Origin of the sequence: Microbacterium sp. cf046 (genome assembly GCF_900114345.1) — a bacterium.
Taxonomy (GTDB): Bacteria; Actinomycetota; Actinomycetes; order Actinomycetales; family Microbacteriaceae; genus Microbacterium.
The window spans coordinates 983,713-1,000,285 of the sequence record NZ_FOZJ01000001.1; the positions used below are offsets into that span (position 1 = coordinate 983,713).

General features: G+C 72.1%; 11 protein-coding genes. 3 read left to right on the top strand and 8 right to left on the bottom strand.

What is annotated here, in order from left to right; translation table 11 throughout:
• Nucleotides 1-519 (bottom strand): hypothetical protein, encoded by a 519-nt coding sequence (locus BM349_RS04525; RefSeq protein ID WP_091703533.1) that lies wholly within the window; start codon nucleotides 517-519, stop codon nucleotides 1-3.
• A gap of 77 nt (nucleotides 520-596) precedes the next feature.
• Here BM349_RS04525 and BM349_RS04530 point away from each other — a divergent pair, with 77 nt between their 5' ends.
• Nucleotides 597-1,238 (top strand): 2-phosphosulfolactate phosphatase, encoded by a 642-nt coding sequence (locus BM349_RS04530; RefSeq protein ID WP_091703535.1) that lies wholly within the window; start codon nucleotides 597-599, stop codon nucleotides 1,236-1,238.
• 6 nt (nucleotides 1,239-1,244) lie between these two features.
• Here BM349_RS04530 and BM349_RS04535 read toward each other — a convergent pair whose 3' ends face one another.
• The 3 genes from BM349_RS04535 to BM349_RS04545 form a co-directional block, all read right to left on the bottom strand.
• Nucleotides 1,245-1,733, bottom strand: coding sequence for a SprT-like domain-containing protein (locus BM349_RS04535; RefSeq protein ID WP_091703540.1), 489 nt, complete (start codon nucleotides 1,731-1,733; stop codon nucleotides 1,245-1,247).
• Between the two features lie 58 nt (nucleotides 1,734-1,791).
• Entirely contained in the window at nucleotides 1,792-2,319 is a 528-nt protein-coding gene (locus BM349_RS04540) for a hypothetical protein (protein WP_091703544.1), read from the bottom strand.
• Nucleotides 2,320-2,468: 149 nt separating this feature from the next.
• Nucleotides 2,469-3,338 carry a spermidine synthase gene (locus tag BM349_RS04545; RefSeq protein WP_091703546.1) on the bottom strand — a complete coding sequence of 290 codons (870 nt, stop codon included), beginning with the start codon at nucleotides 3,336-3,338 and terminating at the stop codon, nucleotides 2,469-2,471.
• A 53-nt stretch (nucleotides 3,339-3,391) separates the two neighbouring features.
• Here BM349_RS04545 and BM349_RS04550 point away from each other — a divergent pair, with 53 nt between their 5' ends.
• Both BM349_RS04550 and BM349_RS04555 read left to right on the top strand, forming a co-directional pair.
• A complete protein-coding gene (locus BM349_RS04550; protein ID WP_091703549.1) occupies nucleotides 3,392-4,147 on the top strand; it encodes a 5-oxoprolinase subunit PxpA in 756 nt (251 codons plus the stop codon).
• Nucleotides 4,141-5,790 carry a 5-oxoprolinase subunit B/C family protein gene (locus tag BM349_RS04555; protein ID WP_091703553.1) on the top strand — a complete coding sequence of 550 codons (1,650 nt, stop codon included), beginning with the start codon at nucleotides 4,141-4,143 and terminating at the stop codon, nucleotides 5,788-5,790. The genes BM349_RS04550 and BM349_RS04555 overlap by 7 nt, the downstream gene beginning before the upstream one ends.
• Nucleotides 5,791-5,901: 111 nt before the next feature.
• On the opposite strand, the gene BM349_RS04560 is transcribed toward BM349_RS04555, so the two are convergent.
• The 4 genes from BM349_RS04560 to BM349_RS04575 are packed head-to-tail and all read right to left on the bottom strand — an operon-like array spanning nucleotide 5,902 to nucleotide 16,437.
• Nucleotides 5,902-8,523 carry a DUF4062 domain-containing protein gene (locus BM349_RS04560; protein WP_175525186.1) on the bottom strand — a complete coding sequence of 874 codons (2,622 nt, stop codon included), beginning with the start codon at nucleotides 8,521-8,523 and terminating at the stop codon, nucleotides 5,902-5,904.
• Nucleotides 8,517-11,144: a DUF4062 domain-containing protein gene (locus BM349_RS04565; RefSeq protein ID WP_175525187.1), complete on the bottom strand. Its 2,628-nt coding sequence runs from the start codon at nucleotides 11,142-11,144 to the stop codon at nucleotides 8,517-8,519. Before BM349_RS04565 ends, BM349_RS04560 begins: the two co-directional genes overlap by 7 nt.
• Before the next feature lie 40 nt (nucleotides 11,145-11,184).
• Nucleotides 11,185-13,794, bottom strand: coding sequence for an ATP-binding protein (locus BM349_RS04570; protein ID WP_091703566.1), 2,610 nt, complete (start codon nucleotides 13,792-13,794; stop codon nucleotides 11,185-11,187).
• Between the two features lie 15 nt (nucleotides 13,795-13,809).
• Nucleotides 13,810-16,437 (bottom strand): ATP-binding protein, encoded by a 2,628-nt coding sequence (locus tag BM349_RS04575; protein ID WP_175525188.1) that lies wholly within the window; start codon nucleotides 16,435-16,437, stop codon nucleotides 13,810-13,812.
• Between the last annotated feature and the right edge of the window lie 136 nt (nucleotides 16,438-16,573).

Sequence of the window (16,573 nt, forward strand, 5' to 3'; positions counted from 1 at the left end):
TCAGTCGCTCGTCTGCTCCCGTGCGAGCTCGGGGTCGTGCGCCCAGGTCGGCGCCATCGCCTTGATCCGCGTCGCGCGCCACTGCCACGTCGTCCACAGCAGCGGCCACAGCGCGAGCGCGGTCGGACCGCCGATCACGAGCCGATCCCGCCAGAGCGTCTTGGCGGGATCGCCGGGAGCGGGCGAGATCGCCATCTGGTGGTCCCACACGTCGAGGCTCGCGAGGGGTCCGGTGAGCGGGATGCCGCTGTCGCGGAAGATGCGCACCGCACCGTTCGCGTCTTCCGTGATGCGGTCGCTGACGTGGATGAGCTGCCGGCCCATCGGGACGAGACCGGCAAGGGCCAGCTGCACCGGCACATCGCCGCCAGGCTCCCACGTCGTCGGAAGGCCCTGCGGATCCAGCGGCGACAGGTCCATGAGCGGGCCGTACAGTTCGGCGACCGCGCGGGGGGAGTGCACGGCCCGCCACGCGGCATCCGCGTCGCAGTCGATGACCAGCTTGAGGAGGATGCGCATCGTCTCAGTCTCCCATCGGGTGGCCGCGCCGGTCGCCCGCTGCGGCGGACGACCGAGCCCGGCCGTACGCTGGTCGGATGCCGGGGAGTCCGTTCGACCAGTCCATGTACCAGGTGCGACTGGAGTGGGGTGTGGACGGGCTCGAGCGCCTCGCCGCATCCGACATCGTCGTGGTCGTGGACGTGCTCCGGTACTCGACGAACGTGATCCGCCGACTCGAGCAGGGCGAGGACCACCCGCTGGATGCCGCCGCCCACGCCGCATCGATCAACGGCGCCGCGGTCGCCGAGGCTGCAGCGTCGAGCGGAGCGCTCGTGCTGGTGGGCGCGCTGCGCAACGCGTCGGCGGTCGCCGTCGCCGCCTCAGCCGAACAGGAGCGACGCGGCGGGCGCACCAGCATCGCGGTGATCGCCGCCGGCGAGCTGACCGGACGGGATGGCGCCGCAAGGGTGCGCTTCGCCGTCGAAGATCACCTCGGCGCGGGCGCGATCGTGGAGGCGCTCGGCTCGCTGGGCATCGACCACACTTCGCCCGAGGCCGCCGTGGCGGCGGAGTCGTTCCGCGCGCTCCGCCGTTCGGCGAAGCATCTGCTCACCGCGTCCGGCTCGGGGCTGGAGCTGGCAGGTCAGGGTCGCGGAGATGACGTGGTCGCAGCGTCCGCCCTGGATGCGGCATCCGTCGTCCCGGTGCTCCGCGAGGGCGTCTTCCGCGTGCACTGAACGCGGCTAGCGCGGGGTCATCGCCGCGAGCCGTACCGCGGGACCGATCTCGCGACGCGACCACGTGAAGACGAACCGCTCGTCGAACCGCGGAGCGCATCTCGCGCAGGACGTGGGCCGGGTGACCCGCCGGTGCCGGTAGGCCAGGTGCCCGGCGGGACACACGCCGATCCAGGGGGCGAGTTCGGTGGCAGTCTCGCCGTGGTGCGTCGTCCCGCCGACGTACCCCAGGTCGCGGGCGACTGCCTTCCACTTCGCACCGTGTCCGGCCTTGGCCCCCGCAAGCGCGTGCGCGACCTCGTGCAGGAGGGTCTGATGGTTCGTGTCGTCGTCGTAGCGGGCGGCGAGGTAGCGCGAGACGCTGATGCGCTTGCGCGTGTAGTCGCAGAGGCCGGCGCGGCGCTTCGCATTGTCGAACCCGAACGACCACGAGTCATCCAGGTGGTGGGCGATCAGCGCGTCGGCCCAGACGCGCACACGATGAAGATCCGACATGGCGGCGAGAGTAGAACGTACCTACGACACGGGGGGTTGCGGGGACCGGGGCGGGGTCTCAGCTGGCGACGGAGGCGCTGGTGCGACGCCGGTCGGCGGCGTCGACCGCGAGCAGCGTGGCCTCAAGCTGATCGTCCGACGCGCCGGATTCCTGGCGCAGGAACAGCGCGCGCTTGAAGTCGGCCCGCGCCGACACATAGTCCTCCGCGTCGTAGTGCACCTTGCCGCGGTGCTGGTAGGCGAAGGCGGCGATCGCGTTCCAATCCTGCCCCTCCGCCTCGTAGGCGCAGGTTGTGAGCTCCTGCTCGGCGGCCGCGTACGCGCCCCGGAACTGCAGCACCGACGCGTGCAGGATGCGTGCGCGAAGCAGATCCTTGCGCGTGCCCGCCATGCGCGCCACGCGCACCGACTGCTCCGACAGCACGAGCGAGTCCTCGAGCCGCCCGAGGACCTTCAGCAGCCACACCCGCTCGAGCAGCGCCGGAAGGCTCCGCTGCTCGCCGATCTCCTCGAGCCGGTCCTTGCACTGTCGCGCGTCGACCTGCTCGCGCAGGGTGTCGGGGTCATACCCGTGGATGTAGCTCATCGTCGACTCCTCTCCGCGCGAGCGCGTTCGCCCTTCCAGTGTGCCCCGCGGCCCGCGAAGGCCCGGGCTGACGCGCCGCTGGATCACGTGACGTCGCGCCGATTCGCATGCGGAGCGTGCGGGCCGCCCTCGTCACCGGACGCGAGGCGTCACGGCCGACGCTCGAAGACGGATGCCGCGGGCCTCGGCGAGGGTGTGGAATCGGCATCCGTCGCCACCCGCGCGCCGCGCGCGAACTCATCGAGCTCGACGTCCTGCGCGACCTTCGCCGGGTGCGGTCCTGCGGCCATGAGCCGTGGGAGCCACTGGGACGGGAGCGGCGTGCGGGATGCCGCGATGACGAGGTTGCCGAAGCGCCGCCCCTTGAGCACCTGCACCTCGGCGAGCACGATCACGTGCGGGAAGACGGCCCGCACCGTCGCGACCTGGCGCCGAGCGAAGGCGAGCCCCGCGCCGTCGGCGACATTGACCAGCAGCACGCCGTGGGGTGCCAGCATCCGCTCGGCTGCGGTGTAGAACTCGACCGTGGTCAGATGCGCGGGCGTCTGCGACCCGGCGAACACATCCGAGATGAGCAGGTCGACGTTGCCGACGAGCGCGGCCGGCAGCCGCCCCAGTCCCTCGCGCGCGTCTCCGATCCGCACGCGGATCGACGCGCCGCGCGGAAGCGGCAGCTCGCTGCGCACGAGCTCGATCAGCGCGGGCTCAAGCTCGATCACCTGCTGACGCGAGTCCGGCCGCGTCGCGGCGACGTACCGCGGCAGGGTCAGGGCGCCGGCACCGAGGTGCACGGCGGTCAGGGGCTGGCCCGGCATCTTCAGCAGGTCGATGACGGCACCCATGCGGGCGACGTACTCGAAGTGCAGATGCGTGGGATCGTCGAGGTCGACGTGCGACTGGGGCGTCCCGTCGACCTGGAGCTCCCACCCGCCGGCGTACTCGGAGCGCACGATGTGCGCGAGCGTCCCGTCGGAGAGCCGCACCGACGCGGGGGGCTCCTCGAACCGGGCTCGGGCCATGCGACAACGCTATCCCGCCCGCCGGTCAGGCACGCGCGGGGATACCGTGGAGCATGGCCTCGATCGATCTGAACGCCGACCTCGGCGAGTCGGTCGCGGGCGTGCCGACGGCCGATGACGAGGCGATGTTCGCGGTGATCTCGAGTGCGAGCATCGCCTGCGGCGGACACGCGGGGGATGCCGCATCCGTCCGAGCCGCGATCAAGCGGGCCGTGCGGTTCGGCGTCACGATCGGGGCGCACCCGTCGTATCCGGATACGGCGAACTTCGGCCGCGTCGCGGTCGCGATGACGCGCGAGGACCTGACCGCGACCGTGACCGCCCAGCTGCACGTGCTCGCCGATGCCGGAGCCGATGTGCGGTACGTCAAGCCGCACGGCGCGCTGTACCACGCGGTCACCGGCGACCCGGCTCAGGCCGCCGCGGTGGTCGCCGCCGTCGCGGCGCTCGCAGACCGGCAAGGGCATCCCGTCGCCGTCCTCGGGGTCGGCGGGGCGATCGAGCAGGCGGCGGAGGCCGCCGGCCTCGTCTTCGTCCGCGAGGCCTTCCTCGACCGCGGCTATCGGGCCGACGGGACCCTCGTTCCGCGTGGCGAGCCCGGCGATCTGCTGCACGACCCCGCGGAGGTGGGCGCCCGCGCAGTGCGACTGGTGCGCGAGGGCGCGGTCGAGGCGGCCGACGGCACGCTCGTCCTCGTGGATGCCGCGTCCCTGTGCGTCCACGGCGACTCACCTGGCGCGGTCGCGATGGCCCGCGCGGTGCGCGACGCGCTCGCCGCCGACGGCGTCGAGGTCCGGGCGCCATGGTGACCGACTCCGGCCCCCGCGATGCCGCCTCGCCGCGCATCCTGCCGATGGGGGAGCGCGCCATGCTCCTCGAAGTCGGGTCGCTGGAGGCCGCGGTCGGACTGCACCGCCGCCTCGCGGCATCACGGCCCGCCGGCGTCGTGGACCTCGTCCCCGCCGCGCGGACGGTGCTCGTGCGCGTCGACCAGTCCCGGCTCTCGCTCGCCGCGGCCAGAGCGTGGATCGAGGCGACGACATCGGATGCCGCCCCGGTAGCGCCGGCGAGCCCTGAGGTCGTGGAGCTGGAGGTCCTCTACGACGGAGCCGATCTCGCCGAGACGGCCGCGATGCTCGGCATGACGGCGGACGAGCTGGTGCGCCGGCACACCTCGGCCGCCTGGACCGTCGCCTTCACGGGCTTCGCGCCCGGCTTCGGATACCTCGTGAGCCCGGACTGGCCCTTCGATGTGGCGCGTCTGCCCAGCCCGCGCACGCGCGTCCCCCGCGGTGCGGTGGGCCTGGCCGGCGAGTTCACGGGCGCGTACCCGCGCGAGACCCCCGGCGGGTGGCGTCTGATCGGCAGGACCGATGCACCGCTGTTCGATCCGGATGCCGCATCCCCCGCCCTGCTCGCGCCGGGCACGCCGGTGCGCTTCCGCGCGGTCGATCGGTCGGCGACCGCCCTCGCGGACCGCCAGAACGCAGGGGCACCGCAAGACAGCGGCGAACGCGCTGCGTCTCGTGGCGCGCATGCAGTCGCCCGGGAACCGGAGGGTCGGCAGGCGGCGATCCGCGTCATCGAGCCGGGGCTGCTGGCGACGGTCCAGGATCTCGGCCGTGCCGGCTCGGCCTCACTCGGGGTCGCCGTCTCGGGAGCGCTCGACCGAGGGTCGGCCAGGACCGCGAACCGGCTGCTCGGCAACGCCGAGGGGGCTGCGGTGATCGAAGTGACGATGGGCGGGTTCCGCGCCGTCGCACTGAGCGACCTGTGGTTCGCGGTCACCGGCGCGTGGGGTGCGATCCGGCTCGCGGGCCTTCAGTCCGGCCAGCGTGAGGTCGATCCGTACGAGGCGCACGCCTGGCCGGCGGGCGCCGAGCTGCAGCTGGACTGGTTCGGTCACGGAGCGCGGGGGTACCTCGCCGTGCGCGGCGGCGTCGAGGGCCCGAAAGTGCTCGGCTCGCGCTCCACCGATCTGCTCGCGGCGATCGGTCCGCCCCGTCTGCGGGTGGGGGACGAGCTGGCGCTCGGGCACGAGGTCGACGCTCCGATCCCGGTCGCCGCGGTCGCGCCGTGGGGCGCGCCGCACGACGAGGAGCTCGAGGTCGACCTGGCTCCCGGCCCTCGAGCGGACTGGTTCGCGGCATCCGCCCTTGAGGCGCTGTTCGAGGAGGTCTGGACGGTCACGAACGACGCGGACCGTGTCGGGATGCGCCTGGACGGGCCCGAGCTCGTCCGCACCAGGACGGACGAGCTGCCCAGCGAGGGCATGGTCCCCGGCGCGCTGCAGGTGCCGCCGAGCGGGCGCCCCACGGTCCTGCTCGCCGACGGTCCGGTCACAGGCGGCTACCCGGTGATCGCGGTGGCGACGGATGCTGCGCTCGACCTGCTCGCGCAGGCCCGGCCGGGTACGCACGTGCGGTTCCGTCACGCGCGCCGCAGCCCCTAGCTCATCGGTCGCGCGCCGCACCCCTAGCTCATCCGTCACGCGGGTACAGCGGGGCGGCCGTTCCGCGTGCACGGGTGACGGATGAACGGGAGGTGGACCGGTCCCGGACCGTCACCAGTGCTCGACCGACTCGCGCACCGCGGCGCCGGCATCCGGCAGGGCGAGGGCGACGGCCTCCTGCACGCTCAGCTCGGCCCCCGCCCGCTCGCCGGCCGCGACGCCGTCGGCGTCCTTCGCGCGGAGCGCGGCGAGGTCGGCCGTGTGCACGGTGAACGCCTCGGCGTCGAACACCCCGATCCGGTGGCGGATCGCGCTCGCCGCGGCGGACAGCGCGCCCGCGCGCCACGCGTCGCCCTTCGCGGCGGCCACTGCGCACAGGCCCTCCAGGCCGTACGCGAGCCCCTCGTCGTAGTGCAGGCGGATCGCGAGCTCGAGGGTGTGCACGAACTCCTTTTCGGCGATCTCGATCTCCCCGCGCAGGAAGTTCAGGCGCGAGCGCAGGTTTCCGGCCACCGACATCGTGAACAGGTCCTGTCCGGCGGTGGCGATCCCGGTCGCGCGATCGAAGTGCTCGAGCGCCTCCGGCGTCCTGCCCATCACCCAGGCGAGCCTGCCGAGCGAGACCTCGGTGATCGCCTCGGCCCACCCGTTGCCGACCGCGTGGAGCTTCGCGACCGCATCGGTCAGCTCCGCCTGCGCCTTCACCACGTCGGGGGCGGGGAGCTGCACCCGCGCCGTGGCGCGCGCCGCGAGGGCCATCGCCGATGCATCGTCGTCGCCGGACTCGGCGAACAGCCGGATGCACTCGGCGAGCCCCGCGACCACGCCCTCGGACGGGTTCTGCCACATCTCGCCCCACAGCGCGAAGAACCAGGCCACGGCGCGGGTGTGCTGAGTGATCGGCTGCTGCTTGTCGAGCAGCTCGAGCATCCACACGCGCACCTCGCCGAAGAATCCCGCGATCCACCAGTAGATCAGCAGGCTCCATGCGAAATCGGCCGCGTCGTCGAGCCGATCGGTGTAGACGAGGTGGCGCACGGCGGCGCGGAGGTTCGGCAGCTCGAGGCCCAGCTGAACGACGGCGTCGGCCTGTCCCTCGCCGCGCAGGCCGGGCGCGACCCGCTGAACGAGGCCGATGTAGTAGTCCGCGTGCGCCGCGCGCATGCGTGCGGCGTCACCACGGGCTTTCAGCCGGCCGAGCGCGTACTCCCGGACGATCGCCAGCAGCGAGAGCGAGGATCGGCCGTCGATCTCGACCTGCGTGACCAGCGACGCGTCCACGAGCGCCGCGAGCGCGTCCATGCACTCGTGCTCCCACGATCGCCCCTGGCCGATCGCCTCGACGGCATCGAAGCTGAACCGCGTCGCGAAGACACCGAGGTCCTCGAGGAGGTCGCGCTGGGCCTCGGGCAGCAGGCTGACACTCCAGTCGATCGTCGCCTGCATCGTCCGATGCCGGACGGGCATGTCGCGCACCGCTGCGGTCAGCAGGGGCAGTGCCCGCTGCAGTCGCTCGGCGATCCCCGCAGGGCTGAGCACACGCACCTTCGCCGCGGCGAGCTCGATCGCCAGCGGCAGACCCTCCAGTCGCCGGCAGATGTCGGCGACATCGGCGGCGTTCTCCTCGGTCAGCGCGAAGTCCGGCTTCACGGCCCTCGCGCGATCGACGAACAGCGCGACGGCGGGTGACTGCTCCGCCCGCTCGAGGCTCGCGGGTCCCGTCCCCTCGGGCGCACGCAGTGCGGCGACCTCGTAGACCCGCTCACCGCGGATGCGCAGCACGATCCGGCTCGTCACCAGGAAGCTGGCGAGCGGCGCGACCGTGTAGAGCCGCACCAGGAGCGGTGCGACATCGACGATCTGCTCGAAGTTGTCGAGCACGATCAGCACACGCCGCCCTTCCAGCGCTCGGGAGATGCGCTCCTCGAGCGATGCCTCGCCGTTATCGCGGATGCCGAGCGTGTATGCGATCGTCGGCAGGAGGAGCTGCTGCTCGAGCACCCCCTCGAGCAGCACGAAATACGTGCCGTCGGGGAAGAGGTCCTCGGTGGCGTGCGCGACCTCGATCGCGAGGCGGCTCTTGCCGATGCCCCCAGGGCCGATCAGGCTCACCACGCGATCCGTGCCCCGCTCGAGCAGCGCGCGGACGTTCTCGAGATCCTCCTCGCGGCCGATCGTGGTCGTGTACGGCGCGGGGACGCGCGCGACGAGGGATGCGGCCGCATCCGTCCCGTCGTCGCCTTCGGCGGCCGACCGGGACTCGTCGAAGCGCTCGGCGAGCAGCGTCGCGAGATCGTCGGCGACCCTGTCCTGCAACTGCTCGGGCGTCTCGAAGGGCAGGTAGGCGGCCGTGTCGTCGGTCTGGATCCGGCGGATCAGCTGCTGCAGTCGCTCGTCGCGGTGCTCGCTCCTGCGGATGTAGATGAGCTTGGGCATGTCCCGCGGCGCGAGGTTGTATTCGTCCTCCAGGCCCGATATCTCCTCATCGGGCGCGACCCACCCGTAACTGTCGGCGTAGATCCCGACGAACACGTCGCTCTGCGCGAGATAGGAGCGGTAGAGCTCCCGCGGGGGATGCGGGCGGGCGCCGAGTTCGAACATGACCGGCGCGAGCTGGAGGCGCTCGATCGCGGAGCGCACGGCCGCCCGCTCGTCGGCGAGCTCGTGGAGGGTCGAGCTGACGAACACCCGGATCCGCTGGTCGGGTGTGCGGATGACCGGCCGGTTCACCATCGGGCGAGGGCGCGTCGCATCGTGGGATCGGGCTCGGGAAGCGCGAGGGCGATCGCCTCGACCACGCTCATCTCGGCGCCCGCGCGCTCGCCCGCGGCCATTCCCTCGGGCTCGCTCTCGCGCAAAGCCGCCAGCGGCGCGGCGTGGACCGCGAAGCCTTCGAGATCGAAGATCCCCGTCGCCTGGCGGATCGTGGCAGTCACTACCGCAAGCGCACCCGCGCGCCAGGCGTCTCCGCGGAGCGCGGCGACCGCCGACATCCCCTCGAGCGCGTAGGCCACGCCCTCGTCGAAGTGCAGGCGGGTCGACTCGCGGAGCGTCAGGAACCACTCCTGCTCCGCATCTTCGACTCTGCCCAGGAGGAACAGCACGCGCGCGCGGTTGTTGCCGGAGACGACCCGCGTGAAGATGTCGTGGCCCGCGTCGGCGATCGCCGCAGCGCGCTCGAAGTGCTCGAGGGCGGGCCCGAGCTGGCCGGTGACCACCGCCAGCAGGCCGAGCGCAGTCTCGGCCAGCGACTCCGCCCATCCGTCCCCGAGGTCGTGGAGGGTGGAGACAGCCTCGGTCAGCTCCGCATGGGCTGTGGCCGGATCGAGGTCGGGGAACTGCATGCGGGTCGTCGCGCGGGCGGCGAGCGCCATCGCCGCGGCATCCGGGTCGCCGCTCTCCTTGAAGAGCCGGACCACCTCGCCGAGTCCGGTGACGACCTGGTCGGTGGGTCGCTGCCACATCTCGCCCCACAGCGTGAAGAACCACGCGGCCGCACGCGTGCGCTTCGCGATGGGCTGCTCCTTGCCGAGCAGCTCCAGCATCCACAGGCGCACTTCGCTGAAGAAGCCGGAGATCCACCAGTAGACCAAGAGGCTCCACGCGAAGTCGCCGGCCTCGTCGAGGCGGTTCGTGTAGACGAGGTGGCGCGCGGCGGCGCGCAGGTTCGGCAGCTCCAGGCCGAGCTGCAGCACGGCGTCGGGCTGCTCGGCGCCGCGGAGGTTCGGAGCGACCGAGTGCACGAGGGCGAGGTAGTAGTCGGCGTGTGCGACTCGCACGACATCCGCCTCACCCCGCTCCTTGAGCCGCCCCATCGCGTACTCGCGCATGATCGCGAGCAGGGTGAACGTCGATCTGCCGTCGATCTCGACCTGCCGGACGAGGGAGGCGTCGACGAGCTCGGACAGCGCGTCGAGGCCGTGCCCGTCCCAGATGCGGCCGCGGCCGATCGCCTCGACGGCGTCGAGGGTGAAGCGCGTCGCGAAGACCCCCAGGTCCTCGAGCATCGCGCGCCGCTCGTCGGGCAGCAGGCTCACGCTCCAGTCGATCGTCGCCTGCATCGTGCGATGCCGGTCGGGAAGGTCGCGCACGGATGCGGTCAGCAGCGGCAGGCTGTGGCCCAGGCGCTGGGCGATCCCCTGCGGCGTGAGCAGGCGCACTTTGGCGGCGGCGAGCTCGATCGCGAGCGGCAGTCCGTCCAGCCGCCGGCAGATGTCGGAGACCGCCTCGACGTTCTCGGCGGTCAGGGTGAATCCCGGCTTCGCCGCCTGCGCCCGGTCGACGAACAGCTGCACCGCCGTCGATCGCCGTGCCCGGTCGAGGCTGACGAGCCCGTCGCCCTCAGGCGGGCGGAGCGACTCGACTTCGTAGACCTGCTCGCCGCGGATGCGCAGCACGATCCGGCTGGTCACCAGGAAGCTGGCGAGCGGTGCCACCGTGTACAGCCGCACGAGCTGGGGCGCGGCGTCCACGATCTGCTCGAAGTTGTCGAGCACGATCAGCACTCTGCGGCCCTCGAGCGCGCGCGAGATGCGATCTTCGAGGCCGGCCTCGCCGTTGTCGCGGATGCCGAGGGTGTACGCGATGGTCGGCAGGACGAGTCCGGGCTCGAGCACTCCCTCCAGCAGCACGAAGTACGTGCCGTCCGGGAAGAGATCCTCCGTCGCGTGGGCGACCTCGATCGCGAGCCGACTCTTGCCGATGCCCCCCGGCCCGATCAGGCTCACGACCCGGTCGTCTCCGCGCTCGAGCAGCTGGCGCACCTGCGCGAGGTCGCGCTCGCGGCCGATCGTGGTCGTGTACGGTGCGGGCACCCGCGAGACGAGGGATGCCGCGGCATCCTCACCCGCCTCCGGTCTCCCCTCGGGCCGGGATCGGTCGAACCGCTCCGCCAGGAGCGTGGCGAGGTCGCTGACCACGCGCTCCTCGAGCTCCTCCGCCGACTCGAACGGCAGGTAGGCGGCCGTGTCGTCCGTCCGGATGCGGGCGATCAGGTCGTTCAGGCGATCCTCGCGCTGATCGGACGCCTTGATGTATATGAGCTTGGGCATATCCCGCGGCGCGAGGTTGTACTCGTCCTCGAGACCCGACACGTCCTCGTCGGGCGCGACCCACCCGTAGCTGTCGCCGTAGATGCCGACGAAGATGTCGCTCTGCAGGAGGTACGAGCGATACAGCTCGCGCGGCGGGTGCGGGCGCGCACCGAGTTCGAACATGACCGGCGCGAGCCGCATCCGCTCGATGGCAGCACGAACGGCGCCCCGCTCGTCCGCCAGCTCGCGCAGAGTCGAACTCACGAACACCCGGATCCGCTGGTCGGGCGTGCGGATCACCGGGTCTCGCGCCCCAGTCATGAAACACATCATGGCCTCATCGGCCCGCGCGCGCACTCATTCAGCGCGCGGAATGCACCGGTTCGTCGTCCTTCGGTCGGTCGAACGGCGCCAGCGCGAATTCCGCGACCTCCCAGACCGTCATCGCGCGACCCCGCGCGCGTCCGGCCTCGAAGACCGGGGCCGCCTGGGAGGCGAGGACCGAATCGACGAACGGCTCGTAGGTGACGATCGATGCCTGCTCGCCGACCCCGGTCAGCTGGCGGACGGCCTCGGCCGCGCCGGTGAGCACACCCGCTCGCTCGGGATCGCCCTGGAGGACTGCGATCGCGATGAGTCCCTCGAACGCGTATGCGACGCCGTCGACGTTGTCCAGGGTCACGGCGAGCCGCAGATTGCGTTCGAACAGCTCCGGCCGCGGCTCGCCGAGCGCGAGGGCCGCCCACCCTCGGTTCGTGAGTGCGAGGGTCGCAGCGAACATGTCGCCTTCGGCATCCGCCTGCCTCAGCGCCTCGTCGAACAGCTGAGCGGCGGTCGCGAGGTCGCCGCGCACGACCATGACCCGGCCGATGGTCACCTTCGCCATGGACTCGATCGTCGGCGCTGCGCCCTCCACGATCGCGAGCGAGGCGCGCCCCGACTCCTCCGCCCCATCCAGATCGGGCGGGATCTCGCCGAGATAGGCGAGTGCGAGCGAGCACAGCGCGAGCGCCTCGCTGCCCGCGTCGCCAACGACGCGGAAGAGCCGGACGCTCTCCTCGAAGGGCGCGGGGCCGAGTCCGCCGCGCTTCTGCCACAGGCTCACCCAGGCCGAGAACCCGAGGGCGATCGCGCGCGTCCGGTCCGACACCTCGACCCCGGTCGCGAGGATCGCGTCCATCCACCCCCGCGCCTCAGGCATGAGCCCGCGTATCCACCAGTAGAGGAAGAGGTCCCACACCACCCGCGACAGGGTTTCGATCTCGCCGGTCTCGAGGAGGTACCGGCCGGCGGCCCGGAGGTTCTCCCGTTCGGCGCCGAGCCGCTCGAGCGCCGCAAGCTGCGTCGGTCCCTGCAGGAGCGGCGCCGTCTCCAGGGCGAGCCGCGTGTAGCACGCGGCGTGCACGCGGCGGATCCGATCGGCCTCGGGTCGCGAATCCAGCTCTGCCAGGGCGAACTCGCGCACGGTGGCGAGCATGCCGAACAGCGGGAACGATGCGACGTCACGGGAGCGCACCAGGCTGTTGTCGATCAACTCGGTCAGCAGCGTGAGCGTGTCGGTCTGCCAGCCGGCATCCGCTGCGATCGCCTCGACCGCCTCCACGCTGAAGTCGCCCGCGAACACCCCGAGCCGCACGAGGAGCTCGCAGGGCTCCGTGCCGAGCAGGCCGACGCTCCATTCGATCGTCGCCTCGATCGTCCGCTGCCGATCGGGCAGATCGCGCGCCGACGCCACGAGCAGGGCGAGTTGCCCGTCCAGCCGTTCGAGCATCATCGCGGGGGACAGCACGCGGATGCGGGCCGCAGCCAGCTCGATCGCGAGCGGCACGCCCTCGAGCGCTTCGCAGATGCGCACGACCGCGTCGATGTTCTCGTCCGTGACGTCGAACAGCGGGTTGGCCGCACGCGCGCGATCCCGGAACAGTCGCACAGCGGGCGAATCGAGGGCGGTCTCCGCACCTCGGGCCCGCGACGCGTCGGGCAGTCCGAGCGGCTGCACCTCGAAGACGGTCTCGCTCCGCAGACGCAGGCGCGCCCGGCTCGTCACCAGGAACGTCGCCCCCGGCAGCTCTGTGAACAGGGCCGCGATCTCGGGGCCGGCATCCAGCACCTGCTCGAAGTTGTCGAGCACGATCAGCATCCGCCGATCGCCCGCCACCCGCCCGAGGTCGGCCGCCGGATCGCCGGCACCGGAGTCGCGCACCCCGAGCTCCGCCGCGATCGCCGGGACCACGCGCGCCGGGTCGGTCACGTGCTCGAGCAGGACGAACGAGACGCTCATGTCCCCGGCATCCGCGACGCGCTGGGCGACTTCGATCGCGAGGCGGCTCTTTCCGATCCCGCCGGGCCCCACCAGCGTGACCAGGCGCATGTCCGGGCGGTCCAGCTGCTCCAGCAGTGCGGTGACCTCCGTCTGCCGGCCGATCGCCTCCGTGTATGCGGCGGGCACCCGTCGGGGCGGGGCGGCTGCCGCCCCTCCGTCACCGCCTGCGCCGTCGAACCGCTCCGCCAAGAGGGCCGCGAGGTCGGCCGCGACGCGCTCGGCGAGCTGCCCCGGAGTGGAGAACGAGACGTACGAGACGGTGTCGTCCGCCTTGATGCGATCGATCAGGTCGGTGAGCTTCGGCTCTCGGGCGCCGCTGTCCTTCAGATAGATGAGCTTCGGCATCCCGTCCCGGGCGAGGTTGTACTCGTCCTCGAGCCCCGAGACGTCCTCGCCCGGCGCGACCCAGCCGTAGCTGTCGCCGTAGACACCCACGAAGACGTCGCTCTGCTCCAGGTACGCGCGGTAGAGCTCCCGGGGAGGATGCGGCCGAGCGCCGAGCTCGAACATCACCGGCGCCATGCGCATGCCTTCGATCGCCGCACGGACCGCCCGCCGCTCGGGGGCCAGTTCGCGCAGAGTCGAACTCACGAACACGCGGATCCGCTGATCTGGCGTGCGGATCGCGGGCTCTCGGCCCCCAGTCATGAGGTCATCATGGCCTCACCGCACGCCCGGCGCCAGCGTCGAAGGCGCGGCGCCGGCGAGCGCGTACTCAGCCGCCTCCCGCGCGCCGTACTCCGCACCTCGCGCTTCGGCCGCGCGGATGCGCTCGCGCTCGCCCTGAGCGGCCAGCGCTTCGAGGTAGCGGGTGTGGAAGACGAACACCGGAGCGTCGAAGACCGCGGCGCGCTTGCGGATGGCGCCCGCGGCGCCGGCCAGCACGCCGGCGCGCTCGGCCTGGCCTCGTGTCGCCGCGATCGCGCTGAGACCTTCGAGTCCGTACGCGATGCCCTCCTCGTGGCGCAGGATCAGCGACCCGGCGATCGCGTCGAGGAACAGTCGCTCCGAGTCGTCCACGCGGCCCGTGAACAGGCGCATCCGCGCGAGGTGATGGGTCGCGACGGTCGCGGCGAACGTGTCGCCGCTGGCGGTCGCCGCGGCGACCCCGCGCTCGAACTCCACCGTGGCCGCATCCAGGTCTCCCATCAGCGCGTCGATCCGGCCCAGGGCGACGAGTGCGAGCGTCTCGCCCCACCCCGCTCCCAGCGCCCGGAAGCGATCCGCGCCCTCGCGGAGCCAGGCGGTGGCGCTCTCGATGTCGGGGTCGGCGGTGTTGATCTCCGCCAGACCCGCCGTCGCGCCCGCCATCGTCGCCCCGAGCTCGTCGCCGTCCGCCGCGAAGTCCTCGGCCGCCGCGCGCAGCGATCGGGTGATCTCGTGCGACGGCGTGAGCCACATGTCCCGCCACGCGACGTAGAAGGCGGCGACGGCGCGTGTGCGGGGCGGAACGTGCTCGGCGCCCGAAGCCAGCAGCTCCTCCATCCACAGCGCGACCTCGGTCAGGTATCCGCCCACCCACCAATACAGGTACAGGCGCCATGCCGTGTCGGCCGCAGTGTCGACATCGCCGATCATGGCGAGGTGGCGCACGGCCGCCCGCAGGTTGCCGCGTTCGAGGTTGAGCCGGGCGACCGCCGCGGTCTGCTGGCCGAAGCCGAGTCCCCGGCCCTCGCGGCGCGCGAGCTCGACGTAGACGTCGGCGTGTGCGCGACGAGCCGCCTGCTCCTCGTCGGCCGCGCGCAGCCGCTCCAGTCCGAACTCCCTGACGGTCGCGAGCAGCGAGAACACCGACTCCCCGTCCAAATCGCTCTGGTCGACCAGCGACGAGTCCACGAGGGTCTCGAGCGCCTCGAACGCGTCGAAGTCCCACCCGCGGTGCGTCCCGAACGCCTCGACGGACTCGAGCGTGAAACCGGGGGAGAACACGCCGAGCTCGTTCAGCAGCCTGCGCTCGTCGTCCGGCAGCAGCCCGGTGGACCATTCGATCGTGGAGCGGAGGGTGCGCTGTCGCTCGGGCAGGTCGCGGGAGGAGTCCACGAGCAGCGGGAGCTGCTTGTCGAGCCGCTGAAGGACGGCCGCCGGGGTGAGCACGCGCATGCGCGCGGCGGCCAGTTCGATCGCCAGCGGCAGACCCTGCAGCGCCCGGCAGATCCCGACGACCGCGGCGGCATTCGCATCGGTGACCTCGAAATCGGGCTTGACCGCCCGCGCCCGGTCGACGAAGAGCTCGACCGCGGGGCTGGTGCGCGCCCGCGCGACCGAGTCCGGCGATGCGGGATCGTGGGTGCGCAGCGCCGGCACCTCGAAGACCTGCTCGCCGCGGATCCGCAGCAGCGCGCGACTGGTCACCAGGAAGGCCGCGTCGGGCGCGATCGTGTACAGCCTGACGAGGATGGGCGCGGCATCCAGCAGCTGCTCGAAATTGTCGAGCACCAGCAGCAGCCGGCGGCCGGCGAGTGCGATCGACAGGCGCTCCTCGAGGGGCAGGTCGCCGGCATCCCGGACCCCGAGCGCGTAGCCGATCGTCGGAAGCAGCAGCTCGGCCTCGACGACGTTCTCCAGCGGCACGAAGATCGCGCCGTCCGGAAAGAGCTCGCCGACGGCACTCGCGACGGCGATCGCGAGCCGGCTCTTGCCGATGCCGCCCGGCCCGAGCAGCGTCACGAGTCTGCGGTCGCGGTCGCCGAGCAGCTCGAGCACCGCGGCCACGTCGGCGTCGCGCCCGATCAGGCGCGTGTACGGCGAGGGGATGCGGGCGGTCAGCGTGTCGGCCGCGGGAGTGGCCGCCTCGGCGCGTGACGCGTCGAACCGCTCGGCGAGGAGTGTCGCGAGGTCGGCTTCGACGAGTTCGGCGAGCTCGTCGACCGTCGCGTACGACTTGTAGGACGCGGTGTCGTCGGAGCGGATCCGGGCGATCAGCTCGTTCAGGCGGTCGTCGCGTTCAGCGGGCTCCCTCACGTAGATGAGCTTGGGCATCGCCCGCGGAGCGAGCCGGTACTCGTCCTCGAGCCCGGAGATCTCCTCGCCCGGCGCGATCCAGCCGTACCGTTCGGCGTAGATGCCGACGAAGACGTCGCTCTGCTCGAGATAGGCGCGATAGAGGTCCCGGGGCGGATGCGGCCTGGCACCCAGCTCGAACATCACCGGCGCGAGGCGCAGCCGTTCGATCGCCGCCCGAACCGCTCTGCGCTCGGCCTCCACCTCGCGCAGCGTGGAGGAGACGAAGATCCGAAGCCGCTGATCGGGTGTGCGGATCGGCGCAGTGCGCGCGCTGACGGCATCCCCCATGCGCCCATTGTGGGGAATCCGCACCGCGCCGTCCAGCATCCGGCGTCCCGCGCCGGCCGTCGAGGCCGGGAATCGATGGATGCCGGCCGCGGTTATACCGCAGGAGCGCAAACTTTTCAAGAACCCGACTGGACAC

Bases quoted from the DNA above. Each gene is read 5' to 3' on its own strand.
- BM349_RS04525 (WP_091703533.1), bottom strand. From the start codon at position 519: ATGCGCATCCTCCTCAAGCTGGTCATCGACTGCGACGCGGATGCCGCG.
- BM349_RS04530 (WP_091703535.1), top strand. From the start codon at position 597: ATGCCGGGGAGTCCGTTCGACCAGTCCATGTACCAGGTGCGACTGGAG.
- BM349_RS04535 (WP_091703540.1), bottom strand. From the start codon at position 1,733: ATGTCGGATCTTCATCGTGTGCGCGTCTGGGCCGACGCGCTGATCGCC.
- BM349_RS04540 (WP_091703544.1), bottom strand. From the start codon at position 2,319: ATGAGCTACATCCACGGGTATGACCCCGACACCCTGCGCGAGCAGGTC.
- BM349_RS04545 (WP_091703546.1), bottom strand. From the start codon at position 3,338: ATGGCCCGAGCCCGGTTCGAGGAGCCCCCCGCGTCGGTGCGGCTCTCC.
- BM349_RS04550 (WP_091703549.1), top strand. From the start codon at position 3,392: ATGGCCTCGATCGATCTGAACGCCGACCTCGGCGAGTCGGTCGCGGGC.
- BM349_RS04555 (WP_091703553.1), top strand. From the start codon at position 4,141: ATGGTGACCGACTCCGGCCCCCGCGATGCCGCCTCGCCGCGCATCCTG.
- BM349_RS04560 (WP_175525186.1), bottom strand. From the start codon at position 8,523: ATGGTGAACCGGCCGGTCATCCGCACACCCGACCAGCGGATCCGGGTG.
- BM349_RS04565 (WP_175525187.1), bottom strand. From the start codon at position 11,144: ATGACTGGGGCGCGAGACCCGGTGATCCGCACGCCCGACCAGCGGATC.
- BM349_RS04570 (WP_091703566.1), bottom strand. From the start codon at position 13,794: ATGACTGGGGGCCGAGAGCCCGCGATCCGCACGCCAGATCAGCGGATC.
- BM349_RS04575 (WP_175525188.1), bottom strand. From the start codon at position 16,437: ATGGGGGATGCCGTCAGCGCGCGCACTGCGCCGATCCGCACACCCGAT.